The organism is Streptomyces sp. cf386, from assembly GCF_900103585.1.
GTDB lineage: Bacteria > Actinomycetota > Actinomycetes > Streptomycetales > Streptomycetaceae > Streptomyces.
Genome location: NZ_FNHV01000004.1, coordinates 109,947 through 136,939 on the forward strand (window position 1 = coordinate 109,947; position 26,993 = coordinate 136,939).

Here is a 26,993-nt window from a genome sequence, read left to right on the forward strand (position 1 = left end):
TCCGACTCGTGGGCGGGAGGTGACAGGACGTATGAGCGACAGGGTCGCGCACAGCGGCGGTGCCACGGTGGCCGAGCGTGCCGGGGAGACAGTCCCCGTCCGGCTCGCGGCCGTCTTCCTGCCCGCGCCCCTCCCGCGCGACGGGCGGATGGCCTTCTGGGATCCCGAAGGCGGCCCGCTGCCCGGTGTGGACAGCGAACTCACTGTCGTACGACGTCATGGAGCCGGAGTCCGCCGCAGGACCACCCCCGCGCTGTCGTTGCCGCTCGGCGAGGCGCTGCCGCTGCTCGTGCGCGCCCGGCGCGACCCGGCCGCCCACCCTGCCACCGCCTGCTGGGGAGCGGCCGCGCTGCACGCCCTGCGCCTCACCGCGCGCGGCCGGCTGCTGCCCGGCCTGACGCCGGCGGGCCACGACGCCTGGCGGGCGGGCCCTCTCGACCCGGACGACATCGCGCACCTGCGAGCGGTCGCCGCGGCCCTGCCCCACGAAGGGCATGCGGTCCCCCTGACCGGCCCGGGCCCGCTGCGGCTGCCCGAGCCGGAGGCGCTGATGCGCTCCTTCCTGGACGCGGTGGCGGACACCCTGCCCCGCACCCCGGCCGCCCCGCACGTCTCGGGGAGGCCCTTCGCCGCGCGCGAGGCCCAGCGCCTGCCCGACGCGCACGACTGGGCGGCCGAGGTCGCCGCGGGCATGGACGCGGGCGTGCGGATCTCGCTCCGCCTGGACCTGTCGGCCTACGACCTCTTCGACGACAGCGGGGAGGGCGGGGACGGCGTACGCAGTGCGGGCGCGGCGATCGTCCAGGTGCACAGCCTCGCCGACCCCACCCTCGTGGCCGACGCGGCCGCCCTGTGGTCCGGCGAGGCGGACGCGGCGTTCGGACCACGTGCGCGGGTGGACGCGGCGCTGGCGGTGCGGCGCGCGGCCCGGGTGTGGGCGCCGCTCGACCGGCTGACCGAGCACGATGCGCCCGACGCACTCGCCCTGTCCGACGAGGAGTTGGGCGATCTCCTGGGCGTGGCGGCGACCCGGCTCGCCGCGGCCGGGGTGGCGGTCCACTGGCCCCGGGACCTGGCGCAGGACCTGAGCGCGGCGGCAGTCGTACGCCCGGCACCGGGCTCGGCGACCGACGGCACCGGCTTCTTCGAGAGTGAGCAACTGCTCCAGTTCCGCTGGCAGTTGGCGATCGGTGGCGACCCGCTCACCGAGGCCGAGATGGACGCGCTCGCCGAGGGGCACCGCCCGGTCGTCCGGCTGCGGGACCGTTGGGTGCTCGTCGACCCCGGCCTCGTCCGCAAGGCCCGCAAGCGCGAACTGGGCCTGCTCGACCCGGTCGACGCGCTCTCCGTCGCCCTCACCGGCAGCGCGGAGGTCGATGGCGAGACGGTCGAGGCGGTACCGGTCGGCGCCCTGGCCGCCCTGCGCGACCGCCTGACGGCAGGGGTGCGGCCGGCCGAACCGCCGCCGGAACTGCGGGCGACGTTGCGGGACTACCAACTCCGGGGCCTGGCCTGGCTGGACCTCATGACGTCCTTGGGGCTCGGCGGTTGCCTGGCCGACGACATGGGACTGGGCAAGACGATCACGGTCATCGCGTTGCATCTGAAGCGCGCCCGTACGGCCCCCACCCTGGTGGTCTGCCCGGCCTCGCTGCTCGGCAACTGGCAACGGGAGATCACCCGTTTCGCGCCCGGCGTCCCCGTGCGCCGATTCCACGGCCCGGACCGCACCCTGGAGGACCTGGACGGCGGCTTCGTCCTGACGACGTACGGCACCATGCGGTCGACGGCACCGACCCTGGCGCAGCACGATTGGGGCATGCTCGTCGCCGACGAGGCGCAGCACGTCAAGAACCCGTACTCGGCGACGGCGAAGGCCCTGCGCACCATCCCGACACCCGCGCGCGTGGCGTTGACCGGCACACCGGTCGAGAACAACCTCTCCGAACTGTGGGCCCTGCTCGACTGGACGACACCGGGCCTGCTCGGCCCGCTCAAGTCCTTCCGCGCCCGGCACGCGCGCGCGGTGGAGAACGGCGAGGACGAGGACGCGGTGACCCGGCTGGCCGCCCTGGTCCGCCCCTTCCTCCTGCGCCGCAAGAAGTCCGACCCCGGCATCGTCCCCGAGCTGCCGCCCAAGACGGAGACGGACCACCCGGTCCCGCTCACCCGTGAACAGGCGGCGCTCTACGAGGCGGTGGTGCGTGAGTCGATGCTCGCCATCGAGACGGCGGAGGGGATGGCGCGCCGGGGCCTGGTCCTGAAGCTCCTCACGTCCCTCAAGCAGATCTGCGACCATCCCGCGCTGTATCTGAAGGAGGAGGCAGCGACGGTGACGGAGCGACTGGCCGCGCGCTCCGGCAAGTTGACGCTGCTGGACGAACTGCTGGACACGGTGCTGTCCGAGGACGGCTCGGTGTTGGTGTTCACGCAGTACGTGGGGATGGCCCGGCTGATCGCCTCCCACCTCGCCGCTCGGGCGGTTCCGGTCGAGCTGCTGCACGGTGGCACGCCGGTCCCGGACCGGGAACGGATGGTGGACCGCTTCCAGAGTGGTGCGACCCCGGTCCTGGTCCTGTCCCTGAAGGCGGCGGGCACCGGCCTGAATCTGACGCGTGCGGGCCATGTCGTCCACTTCGACCGCTGGTGGAACCCGGCCGTCGAGGAACAGGCCACCGACCGCGCCTACCGCATCGGCCAGACCCAGCCCGTCCAGGTCCACCGCCTCATCACCGAGGGCACGGTCGAGGACCGCATCGCGGAGATGCTCGAATCCAAGCGGGCCCTGGCCGACGCGATCCTCGGCTCCGGCGAGTCCGCCCTCACGGAACTGACGGCCCGTGAGCTGTCCGACCTCGTTTCGCTGCGGAGGGAGTCATGAGCGGGGTGGGTGAGTGGGGGAGTTCGGCCGGTGGGGAGGCGGAGAACGCGGGGAAGGCGGAGGAGGCGGAGAACACAGAGAAGGTGGAGAAGGCGGAGAAGTTCGAGATGTCCGCCGACGAGCCGCCCACGGACTCCAAGCCGGCCACGGACGAGCCGAGTCGACAGAGGGACTCCGAGCCCCGACCGGCCGACGCGGCACGCCGGGCGCTGCGGGCTGCGCGGGAGCGGCGAGAGGGGCGCGAAGGGCGGGAGGAGGCGCCGGGGAGGAGCGTGGGGCATGGGCATGGGGCGGTGCCGGGGGAATCGGCGGCTCGGGAGTCGGTGCCGGGGGATGTGGGGAGGCGGGGCGCGGGGGCGGCGGGTTTTGCGTGGCGGGGTTCGGTGGCGGGGGCGGCTGCGGGGGGTGTCACGGAGCGGGGTTCGGCGTCGGGGAGTGCCCCAGAGCAGGGCTCGGCGTCGGGGGATGTTGCGGGGCAGGGCGCGGCCGGGGAAGCCATCGGTCCTGGCCCAGCGGCGGGGGTGGAGAGTTCCGTAGGGCGGGGTGAGGCGTCGGGGCGTTCGGCAGGGCAGGGTGAGGCGTCCGCGACTTCGGCAGGGCCGGGTAAGGCGTCGGCGGAATCCGAGGGTCTGGATTCGGCGGCGAGGCCGCCGTCTGTCGGAGGGGAGTCGGAGCGGGAGAGGCACGACCACCCAGCACCTCGGCCGGGTGATGCGGCGCGTGCGGCGCTGCGGCGGGCGGTATCCCTTGCGGCCGGTGCCGGTGCCGGTGCCGGTGCGGGTGCGGGGTGGGCTGGTGCCGCCGGGGGAACTTCGGCGGAGGCTGCCGATGCCGTGTCGGGCGGAGGAGGGGCGCGTCCCGGTGCGGATGCGGATCGAGGCGATGTCGCCGGGGGATCCTCGGCGGAGGCTGCCGATGCTGATGGCGTGTCGGGCGGGGGACGGGCGCGTCCTGATGCGGATTTGGATTTGGATCGGGGCGGTGTCGCCGGGGGATCCTCGGTGGAGGCGTCCGACGCCGCGTCCCGCCGAGGAGAGGCACGTCCCGCGGATGTCGCCCGTGAGGCGTTGCGCGCCGCCCTGAAGGAGAGGCGGCTGGCTCAGGCGGACGCGGCTGACAAGCGAACCGAGGGCACACGACGGTCGCGCCGAACCGCGCCGACCGGTTCCGAGGGCCGACGAGGCGCGGGCAGCGGTGCAGAGGTCCGGCGTGTCCGTGATGTGCGGAGCTTGCTGGCGGGTGCCTTCCAGATGCCGCCCTTGGACTCGCCCGGCGATGACTCGGCTACGCCCGAACCGTCCGCGCAGCGGCGGAACCAGCCGACGAGCCCCACCTCGGCCTCGCGGTCAACTCCGGCCCCCGCCACACCTTCCTCCAAGACCACGGCACCCCTGCCGACCACCGACCGGCGCGCACTCAAGGGAGAGCCACCCACAGCGCACTCGGCGAGCACCAGCAACGAACCCTCATCTACTCCGGCACCTACTCCGGCCGATCCCACCGCACCCACGATCGACCCCCGCGGCGATTCCGCAACCGCACCCGCCGCACCCCCCGCTCCCACAGCACCCTCTGCCCCCGCAGCGCCCTCCGCACCCCACACATCCCCCGATCCGGCCGCTCCCGCCACCCCTCAAGTCCCCCGTTCCATGGCCGCCCCCGGCCGCGACGGTGAACTCCGCCGTACCTTCCCCGCCTTCGCCCCCCGCCCCTCCGACGGCGGCGCCCGCTTCGCCGAGACCTGGTGGGGCAACGCCTGGGTGACCGCTCTGGAAGAGGGCGCCCTCGACCCCAAGCGGCTTGCCCGCGGACGCGGTTACGCGGAGCAGGGGCATGTCGACGCCATCACCGTGACGCCGGGGCTTGTGCTGGCCTATGTGCGGGGCAGTCGGCCGCGGCCCTACCGCGTGCAGGTGCGGTTGCGGACGCTCGACGACGCCGACTGGGCGCGGTTCCTGGACGCCGCGGCCGATAGGCCGGGACATATCGCCGCGTTGCTCGACAAGGAGATGCCGCAGTCCCTCGCCCAGTGCGGCGTGCCCCTGCTGCCGGGCCCCGGCGACCTCGATCCGCACTGCAGTTGCCCCGACCGCGCTCACCCCTGCAAGCACGCCGCCGCCCTCTGCTACCAGACCGCACGCCTGCTGGACGCCGACCCCTTCGTCCTGCTCCTGCTGCGCGGCCGAGGTGAACGCGGGCTGCTCGACGCCCTTTCCCGTCGCAACGCGGCCCGAGCGGCGCGTGCCGCCCAGGAGCGGGAGCCGGCGCCCCTCCCGGGCGTGCGGGCCACCGACGCCCTCACGCCGGACCGCCGACTCCCACCCCTGCCGCCCCCGTTGCCCGTACCCGCGCACCCGGAGCAGCCCCCGGTCTACCCGGCGGCACCCGGCGGCCCGGACCCCTTCGCGCTGGACCAGTTGGCGACCGACGCCGCCGCCCGTGCCCACGCCCTGCTGAGCACCGGTCGCGATCCGGTCGCCGAAGTGACCCTGTGGCAGGACGCGGTACGGCTCGCCGCCGCCCGCCCCGGTTCCGGCCTCACCGCCACCACCCGTGCGCTGTACTCCTCGCTCGCCTCCGCCGCGGACCGCACGACGGCCGATCTGGCCCGCGCGGTCGCCGCCTGGCGTCAGGGCGGCCTGGAGGGTCTCGCCGTACTCGAAGAACCCTGGGACCCACCCGCCGGCCGCTTCGACCGGGCCCGCCCCCTCCTCCTCGCCGCGGACCTCCCGGCCTTCCGCCCCTGGCGCAACCGCCTCACCCACCCCCGCGGCCATATACAGCTCCGCCTCGGCCGCGACGGCCTCTGGTACCCGTACGAGTCGGAACCGGGCCACGACGACTGGTGGCCCCGAGGCACCCCCGACCTCGACCCGGTCGGCGCCCTGACCGGCCTGGGCACCTCGCCGGAAGGCTGACAAGGCCCAAGAGCGGTGCACGACAACGAACGTTGTGGAAGCCGACACTTGAGCCGCTCCACGAGCCACTACACTGCCGCGATGTCGCCGTGCGACACAGCAACTGGCCGAAAATCAACGGTGGGAGAGACATGGCAACGGGGGGATGGGGTCCGGGAACGGGCTCGGGACAACCCGGCAACAACGGACCGGGCGGCCCGGGTTGGGGCAATCCTCCGGGGGCGCCGGCCAACAACCCCTACGGGCCTCCGCCCGCGGGCGGCCCATACGGCCCGCCCGCGCCGAACCCCTATCCGAACCAGAACCCGTTCCCGTACGGACCACCGGCCCCCACTCCCGCGCCCCGCCGCCGCAGCCGCAGCCGCCTGTGGTACTTCTCCGTCTTCTTCCTCGCCGGCGCCGTCCTCCGCTCCGCGCACCGTGTCGCCACCCGGCTCTTCGTGCAGGAGGGCGACGGCCGGATCGAGGACCGCACCGTGGACCGGGTCCAAGTGGCCCGCACGGTGCTCGGCGTCATCGCCACCCTCGCACTGATCCTGGTCTACGGCGTGGAGGCGGACCGATGGGAGGACGCGGGGACGGACGGCGTCGCCAACCTGATCATCGCCCCGGTCCTGCTGATCTGCGCCGGACCGCTGGTCATCCTCGGGTTCATCCTCTACGCACCCCCGCAACAGCGGCCGCTGCTGCGCTCCCGGCTCCGTGCCCCGCTCCAGGCGGTCGGCTGGTACGTGCTGACGGTGGTTGTCATCGGCGGGGTCCTCTACGTGGCGGCCCAGAGCGCACTCGACAACCGCAGGGACTGGTTCGGCTATGTGATCGCCTTCGCGGCGTTGGCCGTGATCGTGTGGGGGTTTCCCTTCTTCTTCATGGCGTCGCTGTACTCGGCGCGCAGCGCCTTCAACACCGCCCACGTCCACGCGATGCTGCCGCCCGTGATCACCACGGTCCTGGTGTGGGTGCTCGCGGTCTTCAACCTGATCGACAGCGGCATGCCCAAGGGCCCGCCGGTCTTCCAGTTCTGCTCCCTGCTGGGCGGGCCGCTGTCCGTGACCGCCGTGTCGCTGTGGGAGCTGCGGCGGATGCGGAACCGGTACGGGATCACCGTCCGCGGCTGAGCCGGGGCGGCGTTCCGTGAAGGCCGTGTGAGAGTTCCCCGCTGATCTGCGGGAGCCAGGTGTGGGGACGTGGGGTCCCCGGGTCCGGTGTTCAGCTTCGGACGTTAGCGTGGAGCGGTGAGTGAGACGAAGACCCCTGCCCTCCAGTACCGCTTCGACGGCCCCTAAGACGCCCCGGTCCTCATCCTCGGCCCTTCGCTCGGCACGACGTGGCACAGGTTGTAGAGACCGTCCACGGGCGCCCAGGCGGTCCAGGGCAGTTGCGTATTGCCAGGTCAGGGCCCTATTGTCCGGGGGAGTCCGCACAGTTGGTGAGAGCTGTGTGAGAGCGCAGGGAGACGACGAAGCCCCGCCGGGGTGCTTCCGGCGGGGCTTCTGTGAACAGCGATCTACGATGGCGCGCAGGGGCCGGCCTGGGTCCCGTTGTACTCCGGCACGCCGCTTTCAAGAACGCGGAGCAAAGAGGCAGTGACGACGCGTAGTCGTGCGGCGCTCCGCCCCGGTCAGCGCGGTCAGTGCCCCGGTCGCGACCCGTGCCCGACCGCCGGCCGAGCTCGCGGCCGGCCTCGTCGTCCCGCTGTGACCTGTATGTTCGCACTCGTCGTCACCAGGGCTCCTACGGCAGCCGGTAGCCGCCTGGACCTACCTGGAAGGGCTGCTGCGCAAGCCCGGGGCGACCACGCTGGACGAGGCCCGCGCGGCGGGGCAGTTCACCCCGGTGCACGACGCCTGGTGGAAGGCCGCCAGCCGCGCACACGGGGACGCGGCCGGCACTCGTGCGCTGATCGAGGTTCTGCTGCTGCACCGGCGTATGAGCCACGACCACGTCATCGCCGGGATTGCCGCCGCCCTGCGGGCCGGGGCCCTGACCGTGGATGCGGTGGCCCTGGAAGCACGCCGGACCGCCGGACGCGTAACTCCTGGCGAGGCGGGCCCGTACACGGCGCTGGGCCCTTTCGCCTCTCCGGTGGCGTTGCTCACCGCGCGCAGGCCGGCCGAGCTGCCCCCGGACCCCGGCCGCTGCCTTCGGTGGCCGCCTACGACCAACTCCTGCGTCATACCCGGCCACCGGCCGGGCGTCCTACCAGATGAGGGAGCCCCGCCATGAGCGTCACCCGTCACCGCGACCTGACCGAACCGGCTGCCGACGCGGCCATCGACCCGGCCGCCATCCCTGCCCCGGCAAGTCACACCTGCTGATCGCGTTGGGCACTGAGGCCGCGATGGCCGGCTTCCGGGTCAAGTACGTCCTGGCCACCAAGCGTGTCAGCGAGCTCGTCGAGGCCGCCGGCGAATAGCTGTTGACCAAGACAATCGCCGCTATGGTCGGGTCGATCTCCTCTGCATGGACGAGCTGGGCTATATGGAGCTGGACCGGCGCGGCGCCGAGACTGTCCGTTTCTGAGCCGACATGCCAAGCGCAGGTCTCCGGGTGTGCCGGGGTGGGTGGCGGTCCTCAGCCGATCCCGGACGGACCGCAGGTCTGAGCCGCGTGGAGCGGCACGGCCAGGGTCAGCACGACGGCGGTGGCGACAGTGGCGAGCCATACCGCGTACAGCGCTACCGGCCGCGCCCGACGACGCGAGATCACCCAAGCGAACCACCCGGCCAACGAACCGGCGGCCAGCGCCGCCACGAGGCACAGGACCACCACAGTCCCCGAGACCGGATCCACGGCCGCATTCGCCGAGCAGTAGGTATTGTCGTTCGTCACCGAGGTGGCCAGCAGCACCAAGAGGATCGTGGCTGCCGACATCGTCCAGGCCACGGCGGCCAGCACCCAGTACAGCCCCCTGGGCCAGGACCGCAGGGCGCCCGCCAGAACGGCGAACATCAGCAGAAGCGGCACCGCCATCAGCACAAACGGCCCGCCGATCGCCTGCGCCACCCCCAACAGGCCCGGGCGGTACCGGTTGACCTGGGGGTCGTCAGCCCAGTAAAAGCCCCTGAACGCCGCACACACCGACGTGATGACCACCAGTGTGGCCAGCACGTACGCATGGACACGGGCCCGGGGCGCGTCCGGGAAGGACGCGGGCCAGAGGATGTCCCGGAACCGGCCTTCCGCCTCCGGGCCAGCGGCGGCCCTGCGGCGATCTGCGATCACCAGTCTCACGTCCCACTCTCCCCTCGTAGGCTGTCTGCTCCCCACAGGCACACATCGTGAGAGTCGGGAACCCATACGATCCTGGCTTATCGCGAGCGCGCACCGTATCCGTGAAACCACGTAAGAAGCCGCGTCTGATACGAGCGGTCACAAAACGACAGAACTCCTTGGTCTGGACTGGTTTGACGAACCGCCACCACCTCAGGCGGAGGTGAAGACGAGTGAGACGCCGAGGGCGACCAGAACGGTGCCGATGGTGCGGTTGAGCGCCGCCTGACGGCGCAGCATCCTGGCGCGCAGGACCGCGGAGGAGAAGAGCACGGCTGCCAGACCGAACCAGACCAGGTGGGCGAGGGACATGAACACGCCGTATCCGATCTGCTGGAACAGCGGCGTGTCGTGGTGGACGACCTGGGTGTAGGTGCTCACGACGAAAAGCATCGTCTTCGGGTTGAGGGCGTTGGTGAGGAAACCGGTCCGCAGTGCGCGGGCCGATGAGATCGTCGCGTCGTCCGGGGAACTGGTCGTCTCTCAGAGGGTCGGGAAGACCGCCGCGAAGAAGAACCACAGCAGTACGGCCCAGAAGACCGCCGCTGCCAGAGACACGAGCAGGGAGCTGCGCCATCTGAGCACCAGGAACGGGAAGAGGGCCGGGAGCGCCCAGAAACCGGCCACGTCGATCGACATGCGGGCGGCCTGGCTGAGGGTTCCCGCGTGCCCCGCGGAGATACGCCGCAACAGCCGCTGGGAGACGAAGCCGTACAGGCCGAAGACGATCGGGAAGGACCACAGCGGAGTGATCGTGACCAGTTCGGACTCGTCGAGCTCGTTGAACATGACCAGATAGACACAGGCGGCCCCCAGCACACCGGCAATGAGGGCGGTCACGTAGAGGGCGGTCAAGGCTGCCGGCTCCACCGACGTGGTCGGCTCGGGAACAGGGCTGGGCGTGAGCGCGGGCGAGGCGTACGGAACATCGGCAGCCGGAGCCGGGACCACCCGGTGGCAGTGGGGGCAACGGACGTTCTGCCCGGCACGGTCGGCCGGGGCTGAGATCAAGTGCCCGCATGAGGCGTGGAATTCCATTTGCTGACGGTCCACTCGTTTCCTTCCCTGTACCGCCCTGGTGCTGCTCGCCGGCCGGCGACACGGCGGTCGGCTGAACCGGCTCCGACTGGAAAGCGAAGGCGCCCGAGAGCGGCCGGCCTGCGCCGAGGTGCGGCTCGTGAACGAGTTTCTTCGCTGTGTGACTCCCTGCCATCCGTGGAAATACGTAATCACTCACGGTGTTCGTGAAGCATCTGCCAGCTTCCGGCGTTGTTGACGAGCGCCTTGGTGCTACGGACGCTTCCTGATCGTGGCTGGCCGTCGATGGTTCCGGTCCAGCTCAGCGGATGGCTCCGGCCAGTTCACGACCGGCAGCCGTGGCAGCCCGATCCGGGGTGCTACCCAGGTGTTCGTGTCGTCTACCTAGGGTTTTGGCCCAGACCAGTTCGCACGGCAGCGCTGCCAGCCGAATCCCCACCTCTGGATTGAGCCGCGCCAGTTGAGGGTGGGGACCTGCGTCTTTTTTCAGTTCGCGCGGCGGGTCCTGGCCGAACGGAAGAAGCGGCCCGTCGACATCGAGGGATAGCAGCGGGCGCTTTGCCTGATCGGTCATGCTGCACTGGCCTCCTCACGCTGTATGGGCGCTGTCGCCGACCCCATGACGGGAGTGCGCATGGGCCCGGCGGGCGCAGTCGCGCAGCAGGTCATGCGGCGGCCAGCGCGGCGCGCCGGAAGAATCCACGCCAGGTGAGGTGAGGCAAGGTGCGACTCCGACGAGTGGCGGGGGAGCGGGAAGAGCGCGGGCGCGGCGCCCGGCGATCCCACCTCGCCTGGCTCCGGCCCGTCCCCGGAACTGCGGTCGTGCCGACTTGCTGGAACTCGAACGTGCGACCGATCGGCCCACCCGCGACACGTGAGGGACAGCCAGGACCGCGGTGCCCGTGGCTCGCACACCTGGTGTCGACGGTGATGCTGCGACATGGGACGGACCTCGCCCCCGGTTCCCTCCGGCACCGCTTCGTATGCATGAGAATTCCGGGGTTGAGCTACCGGCCGGGGATGGTGCTGCCGTGTCCGGCGGGACCTCTGTCCGCGGGAAGGCGGCAGGGGTCCCATGTGATCAATCGTCGTCGGCTCCATCGGATTCTGCGGCCGCGGCCGCGCTCTCGGCGCGGTCCAGGATGCGGGTCAGATCCGTGAGGTCGGTGGCAGTCGGATCCGGTGCGACCGTGGTGGTGGCGACCCCGGACGGCTGTCGGCCGCCGCCGCCCGCGTCGCGGTCCGTACCGCAGGCGGCGGTGAGGGCGGCACAGAGCATCACCCCGGCGGCCAGGGCCGCACCGCGGGCCGGCAGCGTCACGGGGTGGCCCCGTTGGCGGTGGTGTTCGCCTCGCACCAGTCGGAGACCTTCGCGAGGTCCTTGCTCCGCTGCTGGAGCGTGGGAACAAGTGACTTGCGGTAGGCGAGCCGGCCGTTGAGGTAGGTCTCAACCGCGTCGTGTCCCGCCGCCTTGGCGTTGTCGACCCGCTGCTGGAGCCGCGCGATGGAACCACGCACGCTCACCGGGCCGTTCAGGCGGGTCAAAGACTTCTCGATGCGCTTTTCGATCCGCACGGCACGCTTGCACAGAGCCTGCGCCCCGTCCCCCGCCGGGCCCGCACTCGGACTGGATGTGGGGCTGGCGCCGTCGGCGGCAGCCACGCCTGAACCCCCGAGTAGCAAGGCGAGGCAGGCAACTGCCGCCACGGTGGTCTTCCTTCGCAGCATGAGGTTCTCCTTCTGCTCTGTGTCGCGGCACTCCGCCGCTCAGGCAGAAGCTAGGAGCCGGCTTTGTGGAAACTCTGTGGTTCCCGCGCGCCCGCGTTGAGCCAGTCCCGGTGCAGCAGGGGCAGGGTCAGGGTTGCCGCGTCCCGTGTGTCGGTGAGGGGAAGGCGTACTTCGAATCGTGCGCCGGGCCCGTCGGGTCGGTCCTGGACGGTGATCCGCCCGCCGTGCAGAGCCGTCTGCTGAGCGACCAGCGTCAGCCCCAGGCCGGAGCCGGGGCTGCCGGGGCGCCTGTAAAAGCGCTCAAAGACCGATGCCCGCGCCGCGGGCGGAATCCCCGGCCCGCGGTCCTCGACGGTGAGGACGGCGGTCGGGCCATTCGTCTCATGGACGCGGCGCACCGAGATGCTGACCTGGGCCGGGCGAGCATCCGTAGAGCCGTGGACGAGGGCGTTGGTCAGGAGGTTGTCCGCCGCCGAACGCAGGCCCTGCTCCCAGCCCTGCACGCGCAGGCCCTCAGGGGCGTTCACCAGCACCTCCGTGCCCGGGTGGCGCCGCCGCAGATCGGCCACGGCCGCGTCGACGACATCTGCCAGGTCGACGGGGCCGAAGGCGTCGGCCTCGACCAGGTCTCCCTCGGTGAGTGCGCGCAGCATCACCAGCAGAGCCAGCACCCGGCCGTGCTCCCGCCGTAGATCCTCCAGCACCTCGGCCCGTTCTGTCTCCGGCAGGCTGAGGTGGCCGATGAGGATGTCGAGGTTGGTTCCCATGCTCATCAGGGGATTGCGCAGTTCGTGCGAAGCGGCCGCGGCGAACGAACGGGCGGTGGCCAGTGCCTCTGTCGTACGGCGGGCCTGCTCGTCATAGCGGGCAAGCGCGGTCTGCAAGGCCCGGGCGAGATCGTCGACCTCGGTGATCCGGCTCGGAGTGTGATCCAAACGGGCCGCGCTGGTCCGGGGGTCGAGGCCGCCGGCACGCTGCTGGAGTCTGCGCAGGGGGCGGGCGGCGTGGGCGGTGGCAGCCCAGGCCAGCAGGCCGGCCACCGGGGCACTGAGCAGGGCGGTGGCGACCATCCGCCGCCGCACGAAGCCGAGTTGGGTCCTGGCGGCGGTGTCGGGTGAGAACAGCCACAGTGTTCCCCGGACCCCGGGCGCCGAGCCGGTCACAGGCACCGAGAGAACGCGCCAGCGGGCTCCCTCGGCCCGCACCGTCACCGGCACACGCTTTGTGGCGGGCAACGCGACCGAGGCCTCGGGCTGCGGGCCGCCCGACACGGTGCCGCCGGGACCGGTGAGCCGTACACCGACATCAAGCGCGGAGGTGAACAGTTGCCGCTGCCGGGCCTCCTCGACCGTGGGACGGTCCTTGGCGGCGGCGCGCAGGAGTGCCTTGGCGTCCGGAAGCGCGGCCTGTGCGCGTTCACGCAGATAGTCGTCCTGCTGGGCGTGCAGGTCTCGGGCGACCATCTGCAGCAACAGGGCGCCCGCCGCCAGCACCACCAGCGGTACGAGCATGCCCACGGCCAGCGCGACCCGGGTGGACAGCCTCATCGCCCGCCCCCGTTCGGTGCCCGGTCGTCGCGCAGCACGAATCCGACCCCGCGCACCGTGTGCAGGATCCGGGGCCGGCCGCCCGCTTCCAGCTTGCGCCTCAGATAACTGACGAAGGTGTCCACGACATCCGTACGCACGTCGAAGTCGTATCCCCACACCCGATCGAGCAACTGCTCACGCGTGAGCACCAGACCGGCGTTGCGCACCAGCGCTTCCAGCAGTCCGAACTCACGCCGGGTGAGCGTCAGCCGTGCTCCGTCCAGCCGGGCCTCGCGCCGTACGGGATCGATCACCAGGCCGCCGGCACACACCTCGTCGTTGACCACCGGGGGCCTGCGACGCAGCAACGCGCGCAACCGCAGCACCAACTCCTGCAGAGCGAACGGCTTGACCAAGTAGTCGTCGCCCCCCGCCTGCAGGCCGGCCACCCGGTCGGCCAGCTCGTCCAGGGCGGAGAGCATCAGCACGGGCACGTCGTTGGCCTCGTCCCGCAGCGTCCGGCATACCTCGATCCCGCTCGGGCCGGGCATCGAGACATCCAGCACCACCACGTCCGGCGCCTTGCCCCGGACGGCGGCGAGCGCGCTGTGGCCGTCGTCCGCGAGGAGCACCGAGAAACCGTCAAGCCTCAGTCCGCGTTCCAGAGAGCGTCGGACGGCCGCGTCGTCGTCGGCGACCAGCACCCGCTCGCCACCATGTATGTCGGTTCCCACGGCGGCGATGGTACGTGCGCCGAAGCGGCGCCCGGATCCGCTCCTGGGATCACAGAATTTCCACAAGGTCCGCCCCTACTGTGCCTCCGTGCCCGAAATCTGGGCCGGGCCGGACAACGGGCCACTCGGGGCGACCACGGGCTCTCCGGATCTCACACGAGGCTTGGCCTGCTGTATCGTCCACAGGGGAACAGGTGATCCAGCGTCGGACATTGGCGGCGAGTTACCGCGTCGGTACCCGCCGCGCCGCACAGCTGCGGGGCATGCCCAGCGGCACATGGATCCACGCGGCCACGGCGAGAGGCGCCGCAGCCGGCCGGCTGGGGGCCGCACGACGATCTCGGGGGGTCCGCGTCGACGGCGCCTTCGTCCTGGACCGCCAGAACCCGGTCCTGGTCGACGGGGGGCAGTTCTTCGCCGAGGCCGCGACCCGCGGCAGGACCGCCGTGGCCGTCGCACCCGTGCACAAGGTCCACTCCCACCTCGATCACGGCCGCACCGCGCCACCCCCGCCGTGATGACGACCGCACAGACTTCCGCAGCCTCCTGTCCGAAGGGACGGAGCGCTCACCGAGGGGGACATCAATGGAGGGGGACACGATGGTGTCGGCGTTCGACGAGACGGCGACGAAGCTGGTCGGCAGGGCTGCCGAACTGGCACGATTCGACTCGGTGATCGGTCGTGTGGGACAGGGCGACGCTCCCGCCGTGATCGATGTCGCCGGAGACGCCGGCATGGGCAAGAGCCGACTGCTCAGCGAGTTCTGTGCGAGGGCGCGGCAGCGAGGGCTGACCGTGCTGCGCGGCAGAGCCACGGAGTACGAACTGCACACCCCGTTCCAGGCGTTCACGGACGCGTTCGCCGACGCCGATCCCTCCTTCCTCGCCTCGGACGCCGTGCCCGAGGCGGCGGCACCCGTGCTGTGCGGCGCCGGCGCGGCGCAGCACGCGGCACAGGGCACGGGCGTCCGCGACCGCTTCGGCCTCTACCGCGCCGTCGCGGACGTGCTGACCAGGCTCGGGGAGCGGAGCGGGCTGGTGATGGTGCTGGACGACCTGCACTGGGCGGATCCCACGTCCCTGGAGCTGCTGGACCACATGATTCGGCACCCGGTACGCGGGCGGGTGCTGCTGGTAGCGGCCCGCCGCGAACGGCAGACGCCGCCCCGCCTGGACGCCGCGCTCATGCGGGGCGTCGACAGCGGAGCCGTTCTGCGCACGAGGCTGCGACCGCTGGCCGAGCAGGAGTCGATCGAGGCACTGGCCCCGGTTGTGCCACCGCGCGACGCCAAGGAGATCTACCAGGCCAGCGGGGGCAACCCGCTCTACCTCCGCTGCCTCCTGCACGCCTACCAGCACGGCGCACGGCGCGGCACCATCGCCAGGGGCCACGACGACACCGCGACGGGGGTGCCGAGCGGGCTCGTCTCCCTGCTCCTGGAGGAACTGACCACTTTGACCGACGCACAGCGACGTACCGTCGAAGCGGTGGCGGTCCTCGGGGACCACGCCACACCCACCATGGTGAGTCTGACGACCGGGAACCCCACGGCGGCCGAACTCGACGACCGTATCGAGGTGCTGGCGCGCCGGGATCTGCTGCGCCTTGGCTCCGACGGCCGCTGGACACTTCGCCACCCGCTGTTGCGGGCGGCGGTCTACGAGCGCACCCCCGCGTCCCGCCGTGCCGAGATCCACCGCACCGCCGCGGACGAACTGGCCCGCACCGGCGCCCCCGCCGCCGAACGCGCCCACCACGTGGAGAGATCACTGGCGGGCTGGGACCCCGTGGCGGCAGCCGTACTGGGCGAGGCCGCCGCCCAGTTCGCCCACACGGCACCCGCCACGGCCGCACATCTGCTGGAGGTCGTCCTGCGGCTCATGCCGGACACGCCCGCCCACGCTAGGCGGCGCGGCGAGCTGACGTTGGCGCGTGCGAGAGCGCTCGGTGTGGGCGGCAGCCTGCGGGAGAGCCGTGATCTGCTGCACACACTGATCAGCGGCCGGGGCGAGGACGACGCGTCGCTGCGCGGGGACGCGACGGCGCTGTGCGCCATGATGGAACGCCACCTCGGACACTCCCCTGAAGCCCTCGCCCTGCTGCAGCGGGAACAGGCCCGCACGCCCGGTCCCGAGCCGCGCCAGGCGGTCTCCCTGGGACTCGCCCTCGGCATGGCCGCCCTGAACACCGTCTCCTACGCCGACGTACGGGACGACATCGCGCGGACCCTCGCCGTGGCCCGCTCACACGGCGATCTCATGGGAGAGACAGCGGCCCTGGCGCTGGCGTCGCTGGGGGAGGCCTACGAAGGACAGGCCGCGGCGGCGCGCCTGTTCGCCGACGCCGCGGCCGGGCTCGTGGACGGCTTCACCGATCCCGCCGTCACGGAAGTCTCCGAGTCGCTGGTCTGGCTGGCCTGGGCCGAAGCCGTGCTGGAGCGCTACGCCGACGCGGAACGCCACGCCGACCGGGGGCTGGACATCGCCCGCCGCAGCGGCCAGGTCCACGTTCTGCCCCACCTGCTCACCGGCAAGGCCTTCGTCCAGCTCACCACATGCCGGCTGCCGGCCGCCCTGGAGTCGGCGGAGGAGGCGGAATCCGTCGCACGAGCCATCGGCAGCAGCGATCTCCTGGCCTTCACACTGTGCTTCAAGGCACTGATCCTCCTCCTGTGCCGCCCCCTGGGCGACACCGGTGCCCTGACGACCGCCGAGGAGGCCGTGGCCGCGGCCGGCGGAAGCGCACACTGGTGGGCCTCACTTGCCGGATGCATGCTCGGCCACACGGCCCTCGTCGGTGGCGAGCCGTACCGGGCACAGACCGCCATCCTGACGGCGGGCGGTCCCGAACTGCTGAAACTCCAGCCGTCGATCCGCCCCGGCCAACTGGAGACCCTCGTCAACACCGCCCTCGCGGTCGGCGACGCCGAGCAGGCCGCGCGCTGGGCCGCACAGGCGGTCGCGGAGGCCGAGCGGATGGGGCTGCACGGCCAGCGGGGGGCGGCACTGCGCGCCCAGGCGGCGCTCGCCCAGCATCGGGGTGACCCACGCGCGGCCGCGAGTCTTTTCGAACGCGCCGCGCAGGCGTACGCACCCTCCGGTGCGACGCTCTGGGAGGCGTACTCCCTGCTCCTGGCCACCCCTCAAGCGCAGGCCGCGGGCGACGCCCGACGCGCCGCCGCGATGTGGAGACGGGCCCGCCGTCTCCTCGCCGACGGCGACGCACGCCTGTTGTCCGACCTGGCCGTGATCGTGCGCCCACCGGGCGAGGAAGCTGCCTCGCACGGGCCGACGGAGCCCGACCGGCCCACCACAAGGCCGGCACACACGGAAGAACCCCCGAGCACGCCCACAGAGCTCGACCAACTCACCAGACGGGAAAGGGAGATAGCCGATCTCGTCGCGGAAGGACTGAGCAACCAGGCCATCGCGACGAAGCTGTTCCTCAGCAGCCGCACGGTCGAGAGCCACCTGTCGGCGATCTACCGCAAGACCAAGCTGCCCTCCCGGTCAGCACTGGCGGGCCTCGTGACGCGCGTCGCCCTCGAACGACGGACCGAACCGACCCCGGAGCCAGTGCTCTTCGGAGCGAGACGCTCTCCCACAGACCGTTCCTGACCTCTCTGATCTCCACGGCCCGGCTGCGGTCCGCCGCGTGGCACTAGCCCTTCGTCGAGCCCGGTGAGCGGGAAGCGGAGGCCGCGGCCGCCGCCGTGGGTGCCACCGCCGACCGCCACCGCGGCCTGACGGCCCTGGGCGAGGCCGTGGTCGCGGGCCGAGGCGCGGCACTCGCCTCACGGGACTTATGCGTGCGGGAACCAGGGGGACGTCACGGCTGCGCGTCTATCCCGGTCGTGGCCACCGACCGCATTAACGGGCGCGGTACGGCAACGCGATGCCCGAAGAACCGCGCTCGGACAGCGGCGGCGATCAGCGCGGGGTGGAGAAGCTCGGCGTCTGAGCTCATGAGGTGGTAAAGCCGGTCGAGAGTCCGTTGCGCGCGCAAGTCGCCGTGCGCGGCCAGCGGCTGAAAACGGCCTGCACCGAGGATTGGCCGGCTTCGCTGCTCGCGTATCGGAGGTCCTACGGCGCACAGGCCGGCGCAGCCCAAGGCGGTCATGTCGGCGGTGAGCACGCGGGATGCCGATCGGTGTCCGACTGGTCCGGCTGTGCGGAGCCGGAGGTGAGTGGCGGTCGGGGGACCGGGGTGGGCAGTCCGAGGAGGCGTCCCCGGACGGCGGCGGCGAGCAGTGCCGGGTGGAGCAGGCCCGCGGGGGAGCCGACGAGGTGATAGACGCGGTCCAGGGCGCGCTGGGCCCTCACGTTGCCGTGCGCGGCGAGCCGGTCCACCTCGCCCGACCATCGGCCGAACAGCGCGTCGAGGCCCGATGCCGGGCCGCCGACGGTGTGGCGCAGGTCCTCGCCGGTCGCGATGGCCCAGGGGAGGTCCGCCGCTCGGTGAAGCCGACGCATCAGCCGCCGCTCCCATCCCGGCCGCACGCCTGCGGCCAGCGCCTGCCGCAGGAGCAGGGCCTGGGTGGCGGCCACGGTGATTCCCTGACCGTAGACCGGGTTGAAGGCGCACAGGGCGTCACCCACGACCAGGAGCCCGTCCGGCCAGCGCGTCAGACGGTCGTAGCGGCGCCGTACATTGTGGGTGCGGCGGTGGACCGTGATGTCGCCGATGGGGCCGGCACCGCGGGTGAAGTCGGCGAGCGCCGGGTCCCGCAGCCGGTTCAGGAAGGCGTCGAAACCGGCCGGGTCGCGGGGCGGCCGGTGGTCTCCGGCGCCTACCGCCGCCACCATCCAGCGTCCGCCTTCGACCGGTAGCGCCACACCGCCGGCCGGTGCGCCCGGAACCGGAAGCATGATGATCCCCGCGACCCGGCCGAGGTGGTCGGGTGAGGCGGCGTAGAGCCGTCCCGCGTAGCCGAATCCGGCGTCGACGACGGTGGGCGCGGGCGCCTCGATGCCCAACTGCGTCAGCCAGTCGGGCAGTCGGGAGCTGCGCCCGGAGGCATCGACGACGAGGTCGGCCCGAACGGGCGGTGCGTCGAAGCACTCGACGAGCCAGCCGCCGCCGGTCGTGGTGGCGCCGCGGTTCAGGCCCCGCACCCGCGTGCCGCCACGCAGCTCCACCCCGGGCAGCTCTGCCACCCGCCGCCGGACCAGGTGCTCGACCAACGGGCGGGTGGCGGAGACCAGTTCGAGCGCCGGTGTGCCGAACGGCGCCCATCCGCGTTCGCCCAGCCACGCCAGTTCGCCCGTGTCCAGCGGCACCCCGCCCGCGGCGACCAACTGTCCGCGCAGCCCGGGAAGAAGCTCCTCGATGGCCGACAGCCCGCGGTGGAGCAGTACATGAGGCTGACGGCCCTGGGGGACACCGCCGCGCGGCGCGGGCATCCCATGGCTCCGGTCCTGTTCGAGGACGATGACCGGGCGACCGGTCGCCCCGATCACCGCTGCCGTCAGCAGCCCGGCCATGCCCGCCCCGATGATGACGGTGTGCTCGGTGTTCATGCCGGCTACACCAGCCGGAAAAGGAGCCGCCGCATCTGCTTGAGCCACGGCAGCGGCACAAGACGCCACAGCGGAGCGCCAGCAGACAGCGGTATGTGCCCGCGGAGTATGGCTCCATAATCGAGTGACGCGGCGTGCGGAAAATATCCGGGCTTGCAGGCCACGATATCTTTGAATCCCTTCTTGTGGTAATAGCGCAGTTGTGGGTCACGGGGGAGTCCGTGACGTTTTTCACGCATGTATACGTCCGCCGGAACGTCCGGATTCAGGCGTCTCCAGGCCCGGAGGCCGGGCATCGGGGAGCCGAGATAGATATCGCGCCAGCCGTGTTTGAGTGCGTGCGGCCAGAAGAACTCGAATATGGCGGTCACCGCGTCCGCGTCGACACTGCTCAAGCTGATTCCGAAGAGCGATCCGGTGGCTTCCGAATGGGGCTCCTCCACCCGGGCGCAGTCGGCCCAGGTGGCTGCCGAGCTCAACACCGCGGTCGTGATCGGCTTCATGAACAACGATGCCAACGCCGCTCCACCCGGCTCGAACGCCCCTATGCTCAACCGCGGATACGCCTGGATGCGGGCGGTCAACTCCGCGCGGTCCGCCGCCTGGTCCTGGTCCCACTTCGCTTGCTCCAGCGTGATGAGCGCCTCGACGTCACCCGGCCGCAGCAAACGGACCTCGATGGAGTCCGAGGGAACAGCGGATTCCCTGTCGGGGTGGTCCTGGACCAATCGGCGCGGACTGGCCATGGTCATGGTTTCTCTCCTGGAAGCCGAACCGGAATGCACATCGACCATGCCGACCGACCGATCGTTCGGGAAGCCCTTCGGTGTTGTGGACGGGATTTGTGCACGAACGGTTCACCTTGGGTTCACGTTCGAAATCCCGTATTCATTCGAGGTTCGGACCGAATGTGATCCAGGCTACGTTTTCCCGTCCTGTGGGAATTAACGGGTATTCTTCAGGCGGCGTCACGCCTGCCGTGGATTTCTTGTCCGGCGGCTCCTCGCCGCCCGCGCGGAAGCGGGAAGGTATTTCGCGAGCTCGTGGCGGACACCGTGGATCCGGCTCGCGTGTTCCCCGCACCTCTTTCCCCTCACCTCTTTCCCCCTCCCCGTTTTCCCCCTCGTCTCAGGGAAGCCGTATGACAACTGTGCCCACCGCCGACATCCGATTGCTGCTGGACCTCGAACCGGTTGTGGAGGCCGGCCTCAACCGCCACCTGGCGACAGCCAAGGAGTGGTTCCCGCACGAGTACGTCCCCTGGAGCCGGGGCCGCGACTTCGACGGAGTGCTCGGCGGACAGGCCTGGGACCCCGGCCAGTCCGAGTTGCCGGAGGCCGTACGCACCTCACTGATCGTCAATCTCCTGACCGAGGACAACCTGCCGAGCTATCACCGTGTGATCGCGGAGCACTTCGGCCGCGACGGTGCTTGGGGCACCTGGGTGCACCGGTGGACGGCGGAGGAGGACCGCCACGGAAACGTCATCCGGGACTATCTGCTGGCCACTCGGGCAGTCGACCCGCTGGCCCTGGAGCGGGCCCGGATGGTCCACATGGCCACGGGCTTCGAACTCGAGTACGCGGGTGCCGCCGAGGCGATCGCGTACGTGTCGTTCCAGGAACTCGCCACCCGGGTCGCACACCGCAACACGGGCCGTCTCTCCGGCGACCCCGTCTGCGACCAACTGCTGGCCCGCGTCGCCCAGGACGAGAACCTGCACATGCTCTTCTACCGCGACCTGCTCGACGCGACGTTCGACCTGGCGCCCGATGCCGCCATGCGCGCGGTCACCACGGTCGTGACGTCCTTCCGGATGCCCGGCCACGGGATCGCCGACTTCGCCCGCAAGTCGGCGCAGATCGCCATGGCGGGCATCTACGACCCGCGCCTGCACCACGACGAGGTGCTCATGCCCGTGCTGCGCCGACTGCGGGTCTTCGAGCGCTGCGGGCTCGGCTCGGACGGGGAACGTGCCCGCGACGCACTGTCGGGGCACCTCGCCCGGCTCGACCGCATCGCGAACCGCTTCACCGAGCGGCGCGAGGCCGTCGGACACCGTGCCGCCCCGGCCGGCCACCGCACCCCGGCCGCCGACGGCGGCGGCAGGTGAGCGAACGCACGGACCCGGAGAGCAACCGGAAGGACTGGAAGAAGTGACAGAAGCCTCCGGCTTTCGACCACTGCCGGCGATCACGGGCACACCCATGGCCCACCTGCGCGGTAAGACCCCGGCGGTGTTTCGTCAGATGGCCTCGGACTGGCCGGCCGTCAGCACCTGGACGTTCCGTCACATCGCCTCCCTCGCCCCGTCGCTGCCCGTGCAACTCGTCAAGGGCAACAGGGAGAAGGACCACACGGCATTCACCGAGTCGACGCTGGGCGAGTACCTGGACTCCCTGACCGGGGATTGCCTGACCGGGGATTCCTTGACCAGGGAATCCCCGGACGGTGACGATCGGACCTACCTGAAGGAGTTCGACCTGCTCAAGCGGTTCCCCGGGCTTCGGGACGATCTGAGACACGAGCGGATGTTTCCGCGTGGCTCCGTCACGTCCTGCAGCACCTGGATCGGACCTGCCCGGTCACGCACGGGCCTGCACCACGACCTGCTCGACAACCTCGCCGTCCAGATCACGGGAAGGAAACGCTTCTACCTGGCACGGCCCGGCACCGTCGAACGCGCCGGGGCGCTCTCCGCCAAGTACGACGCCTGGGCACGGCTGTCCCGTGTGGGCATCGCCGAGCTGGCCGCCGCCGCAGACCCGGCGACCAGCGACGACTTCTTCGCCGTGGATCTCGAACCAGGCGATGTGCTCTACGTCCCGGCACGCTGGTGGCACGAGGTCGTCAACCTCAGCGCAGGCATCCTCCTCAGCGGATTCTTCGGCTCCACGATGCGAGTGACCTCCCTCTGGGCACGCGTCCGGCTCCGCGACACCCTCCATCGCGCAGGCCTGCTCAGCCCGGGCAACTGCACCTGCCATGCGGATCGCCGCGGCGATCCGCACCGGTGAGGCGGGACGCCAGGAGGAGCGCCGCCGAGCGGATCGCCTGCCGACGGCGTACGGGACGTAGCCCGCGAAGAATTGCCTCGGCGGACAGGCTCTGTTGGTGCAGTAGGTCACGGATGGTCGCTGCCCCACGGGTTCGGTGTGGGCTCGGCAGGGGTGCCGCACGCGCTCGTCGGCGGGAGGAGGCGCTGGGCGGCGACTCGGGTGGTGCCGAATGGTATGTCCGCCGTTGTGGAGGCGGGCGTCAAGCGGGGTGCGGTGGCGGGGAGTTCGGTCTGCGTCAGGGGGACGCCCGGGTACGCCGCCATGAGGACGCCGGTGCAGTCGTCGCGTTCCGCCGGGGAGAGGCCCGCGGGGAAGCCGATGGTCCGGGACCTGCTTCCGTCGGTGTTCAGGCGGATGCGCAGGACTGACCTCAGGTCCGTCCCCGCCCTCGTGGCGGTGGCCTCCCAGAACTGGACCTGCACCGCGATCGGTTCGCACAGGGGCTCGCCGGTGTGCGAACCGATCACCACTGCCGCGTCCTCGGCCGCCGCCTCGTCGGGGAACGACACGGCCGTGCGCAGCCACTCCGCGCGCTTCTCGGCCGTCCAGCCGTCGGCCGCCCGGCAGGCGTCGGCGGCGACCTGTGTGCCGTCGGCCTTCTCCGCGCAGCCGGTTGTCAGCAGCGTCAGGGCCGCCGCCAGTGACGTCAACGACCCGTGGGCGAGCTGGGTCCTGGACATGGTCTCCCTCGATCGGTGCGGGCGAGGCGCCGGCGGCCTCGCGGACTGAAGGCAGTCTTTGCGGAGCGCGGCGGCGGCTGGGGACCGGGAAGGGCCATGTGGCCGACTTGTGATCAACACACGCTTGTGGGGCCGGGCCGTCCGTCTTGCGGGAGTGGTTCCGACAGGGGCTCGGCGCGACTACTTGCTGGTACAGGTGTGGCGGACCGGCAGTCTGTCGCCTGATTTCCCAATTGGTTGAACGTTTGTCGATTGCTGTCCACGATTCTCCTGTCAAGTGCCCGGAGGCACGACTTCCGGCCCCGCCGCTGCAGAAGCGAGTCGAGCATGGTGCGCGTCCGTTCGTCCCTGGCCCAATTGCCCGCCTACGTCCCCGGCCGAAAAATGCCCGGTGCGGTCGCGCTGGCCAGCAACGAGTCTCCGTACGGGCTGCTGCCCGGCGTCGCGGCGAGGCTCGCGGAACTGGCCGGCGGGGTGACGCGGTATCCCGACCTGAGTGCCACCGCACTCGTCCAGGCCCTCGCCGAGCACCACGATGTCGAGGCCGAGCGGATCGCGGTGGGCGCCGGTTCCTCGGAGGTCTGCGCACAGCTGCTGCACTCGGTCGTCGGGCCCGGCGACGAGGTCGTCTTCGGCTGGCGGTCCTTCGAGGCGTACCCGATCCTCACGGCGGTGGCGGGCGGTACGGCGGTGCAGGTCCCCCTGCGTGCCCACGGGCTGGACCTCGACGCCATGGCCGAGGCGATCAGCGACCGGACCCGGCTGGTCTTCGTCTGCAACCCCAACAACCCCACCTCCACCGCGGTCGGCGAGCAGGCGCTGCGCGACTTCGCGGACCGGGTGCCCGAGGACGTACTGATCGTCGTCGACGAGGCGTACCGGGAGTACGCCGACCCGGAGCTGGTCCCCGACGCCCTCGCGCTGCTCGGCGACCGGCCGAACGTGGTGGTGCTGCGGACCTTCTCCAAGGCGTACGGCCTGGCCGGGCTGCGGGTCGGCTACTGCGTGGGCCCGTCCGGCATCGCCGCGCCCGTCCGCAAGACCCAGATCCCGTTCAGCGTCAGCGCGCTCGCCCAGGAGGCCGCGAGGGTCGCCCTCGGCGAGCACGCGGAGGTCGTCCGGCGGGCCGCCCTCACGGTCGCCGAACGGGAGCGGGTGACCGAGCGGTTGCGTGCCATCGGCTTCCAAGTCCCCGACTCCCAGGCCAACTTCGTCTGGCTGCCGCTCGCCGGTGACAGCGGGGACTTCGCCCTGCACTGCCTCGGCGACGACGTCGTCGTGCGCCCGTTCGTCGGCGAGGGCGTCCGGGTGACGATCGGGCTGCGGGCGGAGAACGACGCCCTGCTCGCGCTCGCCGCGAGCTGGAGGGGCTGACGGCCATGCGTGTGGGGCCGTACGAGCGGCATCGCGAGCTGCTCCAGCAGGCGGTACGGGCCGTGGCGGCCGGCGAGTGCTGCGCACCGTTCACCCGCGCGGGGCGGGGCGGCACCGATGCGGGCATGAGGTCGACACGGACCGCGGAGAAGGTGTTCGGCTCGCTGCTGGGCCGCGCCTTCGAGCTCGGCCAGCCCGGTGAACTCGGCCGGGTGTGCACCGAGTCCTCGCCGTACGGCATCGCCATGGACATCGGCTATGAGCGGTGCGACCCCGCTGCGCTGGTCGCGGCCGCCGGCCGGGCGATGGCCGGCTGGCGGGCCGCCGGGCCGTACGAGCGGGCCGGGGTGGCGGTGGAGATACTGCGCCGGCTGAACACCCGCAGCCATGAGCTGGCGCTCGCCGTGCACCACACCACGGGCCGGTCCCTTGCGGCCGCCTTCCGGGCTGCCGGGCCGCCCGCCCAGGACCGCGCACTGGAGGTGGTGGCCCGCGCCTTCGCCGAGTCGGAGCGCGTTCCCGCGGACCTGCGCTGGGAGCGTCCGAGCCGACGCAAGGAACCGCTGGCGATGACGGGCACCTGCGCCCTGGCGCCGCGCGGTGTGTCGCTGCTCGTCGGCTGCCCCGACCATCCGACCTGGAACGGCTGGCCGGGCCTGTTCGCCAGCCTGGTGACCGGCAACCCGGTGATCGTGGCCCCGCATCCCAGGTCCGTGCTGCCGCTGGCGATCACCGTGCGCGTCGCGCGGCAGGTGCTGGCGGAGGCCGGACACGACCCCGACCTCGTCACCCTGGCGGTGGCGGCACCCGGGGAACCCCTGCGGCAGCGGCTGGCCACGGACCCGGCGGTGCGCGTCGTCGACTTCACCGGTCCGGCCCGGTTCGCCGACTGGTTGGAGCAACACGCCCGGCAGGCCGTCGTGTTCGCCCAACGGACCGGACTGAACACCGTGGTCCTCGACTCCACCGGGGACTACCGGGGCCTGCTGCACGGCCTCGCGCTCTCCCTGTGCCTGTGCAACGGAACGGTCCGTACGACACCGCAGAACATCCTGGTGCCCGCGACGGGCATCGCGACCGACGAGGGGCGCAAGACCCTCCGGGACCTCGGCGCCGACCTCGGCGAGGCCGTCGACCGGCTGCTCGGGCACCCGGCACGCGTGGCGAGGCTGGTGGGCGCGATCGTCGACGACGAGGTGCGCACGGAGCTGACGCAGGCCGCGCGACACGGCGCGGTGGTGCACGCCTCCGGGGCGCTGCACCATCCGGACCATCCCGACGCCGACCTGCGCAGCCCGCTCGTGGTCCGGTTGGGGGCGCGGGACGAACGGGCCTACGCCCGGGAGTGGCCCGGACCGGTCTCCTTCCTGGTGGGCACCGACTCGACCTCGCACAGCCTGGAGATCTTCCGCCGTACGGCCGGCCGCCACGGTGCGCTGTTCGCCGTGGTGCACTCGACCGACCCGCTGGTGCTGGCGGCCACCGAGGCGGCGGCGCTGGACGCCGGGGTCCACCTGGTGGAGAACCTCGCCGACGACCTGCCCGCCGACCCCTCCTCGGCCGCGCCCGAACCGCCGGGCGGCGGCGCGCACTTCGTCACCGGACGGTTCCGGGTGGTGCGCTCGCGCGGCCGCCTCGCCCCTGCCGTACGCCCGCCCGTGCGCGACCCTGAGGAACTCGTCGGCGCCTGACGGGCCGGCCGGTACCTGCGGTCGGCCCGGTACCCCGGGCAGCGCGGTCGAGGCCGGCCGGCACTTCGGTCAGCCCGTCCAGTCCGCCCCGCGCCCGCGCACCTCGTCGAACACCAGCCAGGTCCGTGTCGAACGCACCCCGGGAACGCCCTGGATGCTCTCCAGCACGACCGAGCGCAACGCCTCGTTGTCCGGCGCGCGCACCAGCACCAGGACGTCGAAGTCGCCCGTCACCAGGGAGACATGCTCCACGTACGGGATGTCGCGCAGCTCGCGCGAGATGTCCCGCCAGGCGGCCTGCTCGGTGCTCAACGTGATGTAGGCGCTCGTGCCGAGGCCGGCCCGCTTGGGGTTGAGCTGCGCGGTGAAGCCGGTGATCACCCCCTCGGCCATCAGCCTGCCGATGCGTGTGTAGGCGTTGGCGCGCGAGATGTGCACCTGCTCGGCCAGCGCACGGACCGACTGGCGGGCGTCCTTCAGCAGCCGGGCCAGGATCTGGCGGTCGGTGTCGTCGAGTGGGACGGCAGTTCGTCCGGGCACGGGCCCCTCCGGCGAGTCCATCTCAGAC

General features: G+C 71.8%; 21 protein-coding genes and 2 pseudogenes. 11 read left to right on the forward strand and 12 right to left on the reverse strand.

The genetic code is table 11. From position 1 onward, the window contains the following. Positions 1 to 31: 31 nt before the first annotated feature. The 5 genes and pseudogenes from BLU79_RS11660 to BLU79_RS11675 form a co-directional block, all read left to right on the forward strand. Entirely contained in the window at positions 32 to 2,881 is a 2,850-nt protein-coding gene (locus tag BLU79_RS11660) for a DEAD/DEAH box helicase (RefSeq protein ID WP_093905631.1), read from the forward strand. Positions 2,882 to 4,101: 1,220 nt separating this feature from the next. Then, complete coding sequence (locus tag BLU79_RS11665) at positions 4,102 to 5,799, forward strand: SWIM zinc finger family protein (RefSeq protein WP_371131847.1); 1,698 nt, start codon at positions 4,102 to 4,104, stop codon at positions 5,797 to 5,799. A 131-nt stretch (positions 5,800 to 5,930) separates the two neighbouring features. Further along, positions 5,931 to 6,917: a hypothetical protein gene (locus tag BLU79_RS11670; RefSeq protein WP_093905633.1), complete on the forward strand. Its 987-nt coding sequence runs from the start codon at positions 5,931 to 5,933 to the stop codon at positions 6,915 to 6,917. Between the two features lie 718 nt (positions 6,918 to 7,635). Continuing rightward, a complete protein-coding gene (locus BLU79_RS49920) occupies positions 7,636 to 8,025 on the forward strand; it encodes a hypothetical protein (RefSeq protein WP_177000977.1) in 390 nt (129 codons plus the stop codon). A 73-nt stretch (positions 8,026 to 8,098) separates the two neighbouring features. Continuing rightward, a pseudogene (locus BLU79_RS11675) lies at positions 8,099 to 8,307 on the forward strand (ATP-binding protein); the annotation flags it as partial. Between the two features lie 66 nt (positions 8,308 to 8,373). Here BLU79_RS11675 and BLU79_RS48165 read toward each other — a convergent pair. The 8 genes and pseudogenes from BLU79_RS48165 to BLU79_RS11710 form a co-directional block, all read right to left on the reverse strand. Then, positions 8,374 to 9,033 carry a hypothetical protein gene (locus BLU79_RS48165; protein ID WP_177000978.1) on the reverse strand — a complete coding sequence of 220 codons (660 nt, stop codon included), beginning with the start codon at positions 9,031 to 9,033 and terminating at the stop codon, positions 8,374 to 8,376. A gap of 192 nt (positions 9,034 to 9,225) precedes the next feature. Then, positions 9,226 to 9,513 (reverse strand): annotated as a pseudogene (locus tag BLU79_RS11685) (LysE family transporter); the annotation flags it as partial. Between the two features lie 42 nt (positions 9,514 to 9,555). Next, positions 9,556 to 9,927, reverse strand: a complete 372-nt coding sequence (locus BLU79_RS11690; protein WP_256333262.1) for a hypothetical protein — start codon at positions 9,925 to 9,927, stop codon at positions 9,556 to 9,558. A gap of 484 nt (positions 9,928 to 10,411) precedes the next feature. Beyond that, the gene (locus BLU79_RS47845) at positions 10,412 to 10,684 is read right to left on the reverse strand and encodes a hypothetical protein (RefSeq protein ID WP_143052487.1); all 273 of its coding nucleotides are present in this window, start codon (positions 10,682 to 10,684) and stop codon (positions 10,412 to 10,414) included. Between the two features lie 507 nt (positions 10,685 to 11,191). Continuing rightward, positions 11,192 to 11,431 carry a hypothetical protein gene (locus BLU79_RS11695; protein WP_093905635.1) on the reverse strand — a complete coding sequence of 80 codons (240 nt, stop codon included), beginning with the start codon at positions 11,429 to 11,431 and terminating at the stop codon, positions 11,192 to 11,194. Continuing rightward, the gene (locus tag BLU79_RS11700) at positions 11,428 to 11,838 is read right to left on the reverse strand and encodes a hypothetical protein (RefSeq protein WP_093905636.1); all 411 of its coding nucleotides are present in this window, start codon (positions 11,836 to 11,838) and stop codon (positions 11,428 to 11,430) included. The genes BLU79_RS11695 and BLU79_RS11700 overlap by 4 nt, the downstream gene beginning before the upstream one ends. A gap of 50 nt (positions 11,839 to 11,888) precedes the next feature. Continuing rightward, the gene (locus BLU79_RS11705) at positions 11,889 to 13,385 is read right to left on the reverse strand and encodes a sensor histidine kinase (protein ID WP_093905637.1); all 1,497 of its coding nucleotides are present in this window, start codon (positions 13,383 to 13,385) and stop codon (positions 11,889 to 11,891) included. Then, positions 13,382 to 14,101, reverse strand: a complete 720-nt coding sequence (locus tag BLU79_RS11710) for a response regulator transcription factor (RefSeq protein WP_093905638.1) — start codon at positions 14,099 to 14,101, stop codon at positions 13,382 to 13,384. The genes BLU79_RS11705 and BLU79_RS11710 overlap by 4 nt, the downstream gene beginning before the upstream one ends. 194 nt (positions 14,102 to 14,295) lie before the next feature. Between BLU79_RS11710 and BLU79_RS11715 the strand changes: the two genes are divergently transcribed. Next, positions 14,296 to 14,619 (forward strand): hypothetical protein, encoded by a 324-nt coding sequence (locus BLU79_RS11715; RefSeq protein ID WP_143052488.1) that lies wholly within the window; start codon positions 14,296 to 14,298, stop codon positions 14,617 to 14,619. A 67-nt stretch (positions 14,620 to 14,686) separates the two neighbouring features. Then, positions 14,687 to 17,719, forward strand: coding sequence for a helix-turn-helix transcriptional regulator (locus tag BLU79_RS11720; protein ID WP_256333263.1), 3,033 nt, complete (start codon positions 14,687 to 14,689; stop codon positions 17,717 to 17,719). A gap of 498 nt (positions 17,720 to 18,217) precedes the next feature. Here the strand turns inward: BLU79_RS11720 and BLU79_RS11730 are convergent, their stop codons facing one another. Both BLU79_RS11730 and BLU79_RS11735 read right to left on the reverse strand, forming a co-directional pair. Next, positions 18,218 to 19,621: an NAD(P)/FAD-dependent oxidoreductase gene (locus BLU79_RS11730; RefSeq protein ID WP_093905641.1), complete on the reverse strand. Its 1,404-nt coding sequence runs from the start codon at positions 19,619 to 19,621 to the stop codon at positions 18,218 to 18,220. A gap of 5 nt (positions 19,622 to 19,626) precedes the next feature. Beyond that, complete coding sequence (locus tag BLU79_RS11735; RefSeq protein WP_256333264.1) at positions 19,627 to 20,373, reverse strand: hypothetical protein; 747 nt, start codon at positions 20,371 to 20,373, stop codon at positions 19,627 to 19,629. Positions 20,374 to 20,762: 389 nt separating this feature from the next. On the opposite strand from BLU79_RS11735, the gene BLU79_RS11740 reads away from it, so the two are divergent. Both BLU79_RS11740 and BLU79_RS11745 read left to right on the forward strand, forming a co-directional pair. Next, complete coding sequence (locus BLU79_RS11740) at positions 20,763 to 21,734, forward strand: acyl-ACP desaturase (RefSeq protein WP_093905643.1); 972 nt, start codon at positions 20,763 to 20,765, stop codon at positions 21,732 to 21,734. Positions 21,735 to 21,777: 43 nt separating this feature from the next. Continuing rightward, positions 21,778 to 22,638 carry a cupin-like domain-containing protein gene (locus BLU79_RS11745; RefSeq protein ID WP_143052489.1) on the forward strand — a complete coding sequence of 287 codons (861 nt, stop codon included), beginning with the start codon at positions 21,778 to 21,780 and terminating at the stop codon, positions 22,636 to 22,638. A gap of 107 nt (positions 22,639 to 22,745) precedes the next feature. Here BLU79_RS11745 and BLU79_RS11750 read toward each other — a convergent pair whose 3' ends face one another. Beyond that, positions 22,746 to 23,360, reverse strand: coding sequence for a hypothetical protein (locus BLU79_RS11750; protein WP_093905645.1), 615 nt, complete (start codon positions 23,358 to 23,360; stop codon positions 22,746 to 22,748). A 327-nt stretch (positions 23,361 to 23,687) separates the two neighbouring features. Here BLU79_RS11750 and hisC point away from each other — a divergent pair, with 327 nt between their 5' ends. Together hisC and BLU79_RS11760 are read left to right on the forward strand one after the other, a co-directional pair. Beyond that, positions 23,688 to 24,734, forward strand: a complete 1,047-nt coding sequence (gene hisC, locus BLU79_RS11755) for a histidinol-phosphate transaminase (protein WP_093905646.1) — start codon at positions 23,688 to 23,690, stop codon at positions 24,732 to 24,734. 5 nt (positions 24,735 to 24,739) lie between these two features. Beyond that, positions 24,740 to 26,425 (forward strand): aldehyde dehydrogenase family protein, encoded by a 1,686-nt coding sequence (locus BLU79_RS11760; RefSeq protein WP_256333265.1) that lies wholly within the window; start codon positions 24,740 to 24,742, stop codon positions 26,423 to 26,425. 69 nt (positions 26,426 to 26,494) lie between these two features. Here the strand turns inward: BLU79_RS11760 and BLU79_RS11765 are convergent, their stop codons facing one another. Next, positions 26,495 to 26,986, reverse strand: a complete 492-nt coding sequence (locus BLU79_RS11765) for an Lrp/AsnC family transcriptional regulator (protein WP_093905648.1) — start codon at positions 26,984 to 26,986, stop codon at positions 26,495 to 26,497. Positions 26,987 to 26,993: the final 7 nt, after the last annotated feature.

Coding starts and splice junctions, on each gene's coding strand:
- hisC (WP_093905646.1), top strand. CDS start 23,688: ATGGTGCGCGTCCGTTCGTCCCTGGCCCAATTGCCCGCCTACGTCCCC.
- BLU79_RS11660 (WP_093905631.1), top strand. CDS start 32: ATGAGCGACAGGGTCGCGCACAGCGGCGGTGCCACGGTGGCCGAGCGT.
- BLU79_RS11760 (WP_256333265.1), top strand. CDS start 24,740: ATGCGTGTGGGGCCGTACGAGCGGCATCGCGAGCTGCTCCAGCAGGCG.
- BLU79_RS11735 (WP_256333264.1), bottom strand. CDS start 20,373: ATGACCATGGCCAGTCCGCGCCGATTGGTCCAGGACCACCCCGACAGG.
- BLU79_RS11670 (WP_093905633.1), top strand. CDS start 5,931: ATGGCAACGGGGGGATGGGGTCCGGGAACGGGCTCGGGACAACCCGGC.
- BLU79_RS11740 (WP_093905643.1), top strand. CDS start 20,763: ATGACAACTGTGCCCACCGCCGACATCCGATTGCTGCTGGACCTCGAA.
- BLU79_RS11700 (WP_093905636.1), bottom strand. CDS start 11,838: ATGCTGCGAAGGAAGACCACCGTGGCGGCAGTTGCCTGCCTCGCCTTG.
- BLU79_RS11730 (WP_093905641.1), bottom strand. CDS start 19,621: ATGAACACCGAGCACACCGTCATCATCGGGGCGGGCATGGCCGGGCTG.
- BLU79_RS11750 (WP_093905645.1), bottom strand. CDS start 23,360: ATGTCCAGGACCCAGCTCGCCCACGGGTCGTTGACGTCACTGGCGGCG.
- BLU79_RS11720 (WP_256333263.1), top strand. CDS start 14,687: ATGGAGGGGGACACGATGGTGTCGGCGTTCGACGAGACGGCGACGAAG.
- BLU79_RS11705 (WP_093905637.1), bottom strand. CDS start 13,385: ATGAGGCTGTCCACCCGGGTCGCGCTGGCCGTGGGCATGCTCGTACCG.
- BLU79_RS11765 (WP_093905648.1), bottom strand. CDS start 26,986: ATGGACTCGCCGGAGGGGCCCGTGCCCGGACGAACTGCCGTCCCACTC.
- BLU79_RS47845 (WP_143052487.1), bottom strand. CDS start 10,684: ATGACCGATCAGGCAAAGCGCCCGCTGCTATCCCTCGATGTCGACGGG.